This is a genomic window from Sphaerothrix gracilis Ecp01, assembly GCF_030405905.1.
Taxonomy (GTDB): domain Bacteria; phylum Cyanobacteriota; class Cyanobacteriia; order Phormidesmidales; family Phormidesmidaceae; genus Sphaerothrix; species Sphaerothrix gracilis.
The window spans coordinates 1-5,722 of the sequence record NZ_JASATW010000069.1 but is presented as its reverse complement, the minus strand read 5'-3'; the positions used below and the strand labels follow the sequence as shown (position 1 = coordinate 5,722).

General features: G+C 51.2%; 7 protein-coding genes and 1 pseudogene. 4 read left to right on the top strand and 4 right to left on the bottom strand.

Annotated elements, in window-relative coordinates; genetic code table 11:
- Positions 1-1,180, top strand: a 1,180-nt coding sequence (locus QJQ48_RS27455; RefSeq protein WP_346294406.1) for a protelomerase family protein, incomplete at its 5' end; no start/stop codon positions are given.
- On the opposite strand, the gene QJQ48_RS27450 is transcribed toward QJQ48_RS27455, so the two are convergent.
- Positions 1,173-1,391 (bottom strand): sigma-70 factor domain-containing protein, encoded by a 219-nt coding sequence (locus QJQ48_RS27450; RefSeq protein ID WP_346294405.1) that lies wholly within the window; start codon positions 1,389-1,391, stop codon positions 1,173-1,175. The genes QJQ48_RS27455 and QJQ48_RS27450 overlap by 8 nt on opposite strands.
- A gap of 316 nt (positions 1,392-1,707) precedes the next feature.
- On the opposite strand from QJQ48_RS27450, the gene QJQ48_RS27445 reads away from it, so the two are divergent.
- Positions 1,708-2,085 carry a hypothetical protein gene (locus tag QJQ48_RS27445; protein WP_346294404.1) on the top strand — a complete coding sequence of 126 codons (378 nt, stop codon included), beginning with the start codon at positions 1,708-1,710 and terminating at the stop codon, positions 2,083-2,085.
- Positions 2,086-2,450: 365 nt separating this feature from the next.
- Positions 2,451-2,627 carry a DUF4278 domain-containing protein gene (locus QJQ48_RS27440; protein ID WP_346293804.1) on the top strand — a complete coding sequence of 59 codons (177 nt, stop codon included), beginning with the start codon at positions 2,451-2,453 and terminating at the stop codon, positions 2,625-2,627.
- Positions 2,628-2,715: 88 nt separating this feature from the next.
- Here QJQ48_RS27440 and QJQ48_RS27435 read toward each other — a convergent pair whose 3' ends face one another.
- Both QJQ48_RS27435 and QJQ48_RS27430 read right to left on the bottom strand, forming a co-directional pair.
- Complete coding sequence (locus QJQ48_RS27435) at positions 2,716-2,958, bottom strand: hypothetical protein (RefSeq protein WP_346294403.1); 243 nt, start codon at positions 2,956-2,958, stop codon at positions 2,716-2,718.
- 179 nt (positions 2,959-3,137) lie between these two features.
- Positions 3,138-3,742: pseudogene (locus tag QJQ48_RS27430) on the bottom strand (Uma2 family endonuclease).
- Between the two features lie 458 nt (positions 3,743-4,200).
- Between QJQ48_RS27430 and QJQ48_RS27425 the strand changes: the two are divergent.
- A complete protein-coding gene (locus QJQ48_RS27425; protein WP_346294402.1) occupies positions 4,201-4,737 on the top strand; it encodes a hypothetical protein in 537 nt (178 codons plus the stop codon).
- Positions 4,738-5,151: 414 nt separating this feature from the next.
- On the opposite strand, the gene QJQ48_RS27420 is transcribed toward QJQ48_RS27425, so the two are convergent.
- On the bottom strand, positions 5,152-5,722 hold a 571-nt coding region (locus QJQ48_RS27420), incomplete at its 5' end, for a Uma2 family endonuclease (RefSeq protein WP_346294401.1).

Below are 5,722 nucleotides of genomic sequence, written 5' to 3'. Positions count from 1 at the left end.
CACCGAAAGCGCTCTCCACTCCAAAGACTGGCGAGAAGTCGTCGCCGGCTTGCTGATGGCTTCCCAGACCCGCCCCAGCGACATCCTGCAGCTCGCCGAATTCAAAGCCCTCTCCAAATACCGCCTGCACATCCAAACCACCCTGAAAAAGCGCGGCAGCAAAGTCACCGCCGAGATCTGGTGTCTCACCGATACCACGCTGTTTATCGACGCCCTCAACCGCGTCCGCCGTGACCCTAACGTTCTAACCCTCAAAGCCGCCCGCCCCGCCGAAATCGACAGCCGCAAAAACAGCACAATCAACCGCGCCGTCAACCGCGTCTACGGCACCATCATCGCCCCCCCCTTCACCGAAACCGAACTCAGCGCCCACAACCTTAGAGCCGCTGGCACCAATATCGGCTATCACCTCTACGGCAGCGAAGGCCAAAAGCTCCAGCGCTTCGTCGAACTCCAACTCGTCCATGACAGCAAAGGCACCGCCGCCAACTACGACGACTACTACTGCGTAGATGCTCAAGGCCGCGAAGTCACAACTAAGGGCCTGAGAGAAGACGCCCCCCTCAAAACCCAGCCCAAGAGCCGCATCACCAAACGCCCTACCCTCGACCAGCAAATCATCGACGATTTAGAAGCCCTCTTTGGTACTGGCAGCACCAAAGAGAACGTCATTGAAGCGATCGCCCTAGCCAAACAGACTATAAAGCTCAAAGCCGAAAACGACCGGCTCACCACACACCTGAAAGCCGCCGAAGAGCGGATCGAAGTGCTTGAAGAGTATCCCAACAGAGAACTCATCCACATCTACCCCGAAGGTACTAAACCGAAGCGATCGCCGGTTGAAGACATCCGCAGCACGCCCAACGCCGACCTGATCAGCAGCAAAAAGCGGGGAGCCTTTGAAGAGCGCCTGCGCCGCAGCGTCGAAGCCATTCAGCAGTACAATGCCGGTAGACCGCTAGAAGAGCAGATTGCCATCAACGCCGGCTCCCTGCGCAAGATTGCCAAAGGCAACGTGCAGGCCATCAACATGTGGGTGAAGAACAACGATGAGCTAGAAGCCTACAGCGCAGCCCAAGGCCACACCTACCGCCAGAACGTCGGCAAAGACCTATCAGTCATCAAGTGGGATGAAGAGGCTTACGGAGCTTATGAGTGGCCAGAAGGCTACTTTAGTTAGCACCCTGAATCAAATCTTCAAGGGGTAAGTTGCGCTCCGTATATTGCTTAGCGATACTGACGACCAGCCTGAGATTGGCCTCAATCAGGCGGCGTTTAGCCTGTTGAGAGCCTTGCTGCACCTGTCTAGCCAGCTCAATTTCCTCATGGGGCTTGAGCAAAGGAAAGCGACCGGCCTGAATCAGGAAATCGCGAATGATGTCGTTAGCCATAGACCAGAGCAGAAAGCGATTGAGACCTCAGTAGTGTTTATCAGGATAGAGGCTTAGAGCCCTACTGAGCCCAAAGAGTACTGCCATTACGAATTACTTTTACAGCGGCGATCGCCTGAAGCAGCCGTTGAGCTACCCGAAATCTGCCCTATTGCTGCCTACCTTTAGCCACATGAGCCGCTAGTCAGCTTGCTCTCAGATTTCTCAGAAACCCGTTAAGCCATTCTCAGGTTGTGGTCAGAGAAGCCTCAGAGAGAGCCGTCATAGTAGGACTCAAGATGATTGAAGTCAAAAACGCAAACTAAGGAGCTAAATCATGAAACGCATCACCTTCGCTATCTTCTCTCTCGCCCTCTCTGCCGCAGCTATCTCTCCGGCCCAGGCCATCACCGCCGAATCGGCCAATCGCATTGACCAGGCCCGCCAAGAACATCTCGATAACAAGTCCTCCGACAAATTTGACCAACTGCGCTCTGAACACCTAGAGAACAAAGAAGAAACCAAGTTTGACCAGCTGCGCCGCGACCACCTGAATAACAAAGCAGACTTCTCCAAGTTCGACCGCCTGCGTCGTGAGAACCTGAACAAGTCCACTGATAAGTTCGACCAGCTGCGTTCTGAGCACTTGGACAATAAGGAAGAAACCAAGTTTGACCAGCTGCGCCGCGCCCATCTGAACAACAAAGCCATCTAAGCCTTTCATTGGCTAGCGTTCGAGTCACGCGCTACACACTCCAGACAAAAGCCCCCAGCGACTCAACAGCGGGGGGCTTTTTCGTCTCAGTCCAGCTTGATGCGCGGCTCCTTGTCTCAATCATCGCCGCATCAAGGCTCTAGTCTCTATGGCTAGGGCTTTTTTGTGAGGGTAGAGAGGCGATCGCGGCTTTGCCCAGTTTAATCAGCGGTGTGCGCTAAGTCATGACCCCAAGTAACCAGAAACACACGCTTATCCGCTTAATGTCACAGGGAAACGATGGTAAAAGGCTGAGCCGACCCTGAAGTTTAAAACAGGTGAAACAAAACACCTTAAACAAGTCCCCCATTCTAGGAGTTGAAATCATGCAGCTGAAGTATCGCGGTCAAAGCTACCAAACAACAGCCCCCAGCTTAGAAACCACTGTTTCAGAGCAGCCCGGTATCTTTCTAGGCCATCACTTCACCATTCGCCAGGTGCAAACCCTGCAGCGGCGACAGCCGGTAGAGCTAACCTATCGCGGCGTTCGCTACAGCCATTAAATTTTCAGCTTGGTCAGATCAAACCCTTCCTCCTCCGGCTCCAGCGATCGCTGGAGCTTTTTTGTAGGGATAGGCGATCGCTCTCCAGCTATTCCTGAGTTTTCTTATGCTCAATCCATTCAGTCAGCTCTTTAGCAGCCTGCGCATAGTCTTTAAGTGCAACCAAAACATTTTCCAAAGACTGTCCTGTATCTACATCTCTATCAGGACGGCTAATTTTAGTGTTGTAGTCATTAGTAAAACCATTCATTGCTTCCCGTAACTGTTTATCTGCAATAGTGATTACTGTTTTACGCTTCGCTAGTTCAGGCTCGTAGGGATCAATTGGCATGAATATTCGTTTCTAAGAGCGTTTGGATCCTAGCATCGATAGTTACAAGCCACGTCGGCGATCACCCACTTCAACAGCGATCGCTGCTGCCGCGTGTCACGAGTGAAATTTTCTAGTGCCAGACGATGCTGTGTTGTTACGGAAACAGCCCGCAATCGCCTTTATTTTGAGGCTAGGCACTATCGAGGGAGCACATCGTCTAAGGCGAGTTTCAGTTCAGGGAATAGCGGTGAGGCGATAGATTGTTTCAATCTGTACTGCCGCTGCTGATACTCATCCCCGTTGAGATGACAGAGCGTGAAAGTAGGTTGTTTGGGCTTACCAATAAAAGCGGTTCCACCCAGGCACGAAAATCAACAAGCCAGTATTCAGGAATGCCGAGCAGTGCGTATTCTTCAACTTTGCGAGCATAGTCATCTTGCCAGTTAGAGCTAATCACTTCAACAACTAGCTTGATGGTGCTGCCATTGGTGATAATGGGCTCGCGATGCCAGAGTGGTTCTTGAGGAAGTTTGTCTTCATCGAGAATAATCACATCGGGCCTGAGAGCGGTTGCTTCAGCCGCAGGCGGTTTAATCAGACAGTTTTTAGGAATGAACCAAGGGAGATTGAGTCGGAGAATTTCAGAATAGAGCCAGCCTGCGACTTTGCCTGCAACGGCTTCATGTGGCCCGGTCGGTTCTCTGTCTCGGAGTTCTCCATCGATCAGTTCGTAGCGAGGGTCATCACCATAGTGAGCAATGAACGCTTCAAAAGAAAGAGTTTTAGCTTGCGTGTAGGTCATGGAGATAACTCCCAACAAGGCTTGTAAGCTTTGCATTTGCGATCGCCTAGAGACTAAGCCAAAGCTCAATAGTGCGATCGCCCTGTGCTTCCATTGTCTCTCATTCCCACTCGTTTCATTGTTGATAAAAGACTGTTTGTTTCCTTCTCGAACGGCTGCAAACCTCCACCATCAGCGCCCCGCTGTCACCGGCCACTCAGCCGCCTATCCTCTACCCCAGCTACCTTGAAGACGCCGCCGTGATCGCCCGTGTTCAGGCCACCGTTGAGCAAGCCGAAGCTGCGATCTCGCGGAGGCAAGTGGTGAGAGCGTTAGAGATACTTTGCAGTGCGGCGATCGCTGCTTTGCTCCTGTGCTTTCAAAACTTGGTATAGCGCTTGTAGATCATAACCAAACAACGCCGCGTAGCAATCGCGTAGCTGTTGTATCTCTGTCACAGTTAGAGCATTAGAACACCTTTGCTTTTGGCAAAAAATCAATTCACGTCAAATCAAAATCGTCGTATTTACGCAGGAAATGGGCATACAGAGATCAATCTCATACATCTTGCGACGATGCGAACTGCTATTCCTTTGCTTTCTTCTGCGATCGCTTTAGCCTTAACAGGTTCAATGCAGGCGGCCACTCGTCAACTAGAAACTAACACTACCCACAACACAGCCGCGATTGCCCAATCTATCTCTGGTTTGGAAGCTGCTGGCTTCGCTATGAAAACTTCAGGTGACAGTGCTGGCATCACTTATGAAACCTGGGTGGCTGAGGACAAGCGCTCGTGGTTTTTATTGATGTGGACAGAGCAGGATTATCCGGCCCAAGATCCTGAAGCAACGGCGTTTTTTGATACGCCAGTGGTCTTTGTTTCTACAGATGTACTAACAGCCTGCTATGCCGTTGGCGACGACTGCTCTGGTTTGGCCTATCAAGGTCGCTGTAGCTTCTCCTGGCAGTATGCATTTGATGGCAGTCTTTGCGGTGATAGAGCAAGATTTTTCTAGCCCAATAGGGTCAACGAAGTGTGGCAGTGCAGGTGCGATCGCCTATCCCTACCGGAAGTTTTATAAGATGGATGAGTTTGTACACAAAGCTGCAGGGCTTGGTTTGCCAGTCATTGTTCTGCTTATTATGATGGCAACGACTAGGATTAACCGGAGCCGCCGCGATTACAGCCGCTCTAGCCCTGCTGGGACCAGGAGGCATGATCGGCGAGATTATTTTGTTTGGCATCATCGGCCTCGCGGCTGAAATACTTTCAAAATACGGTTTAGATACTTTGCTGGTAGCAATTTATCTAAAGCGCTCTAGCTGTCGTACTTCCGCCGCGATAGGGTCGCTTCAAAGTTCCTGCGTCCCAGGGTTCATGGGAGATACAGATGATGGTTGGTTCATAACCTGACATTCGGCAGAGCCGTTCAATCAATCATTTGGCGAATCTTCTTGCGAAAAGCTCGCAAAGCAGGGCTTCTACTGCTCTGAAGGCTTTGCTCAAAGACTTCCGCGACCAGCTCCAGAACGGGCAGGGCTGGGAAGGTCGGGCTGGTAATGGCTAATTGATATTCTCCAACCTGCAGCGTGTAGATGTTCAGCCGATTTTTCTCATAGCGCCAGAGTTCAGGTACGCCCAGTGCTACATAAGCATCAAGCTGAGCTTTGGAAGTGACATCTACTTCGATAGCTAGATCTGGCGGCGGATCAATGCTCAGCTCAACACGCCGCTTGCCGCGCATTTGCGCCTGATGCTGAATATAAAAGCACTGATCAGGTTCAATACCGCTCTCCATAGCGGCTTGCTTAAAGGTAGTGGAGCCAAAACACTCACAGTCAATTTCTAGCTCATCTAGCAAAATCTTAACCAGATCGCCCAATAGCTCTTTATCAACTTCGTGCTCTGGAGAAGGCATTCTGATTTCTAACGTGCCGTGACTGTAGGCAATCCGCGAGGCGCGGGTTTCACCCAGTTCTTCTAAAATACGCTCAAATTGC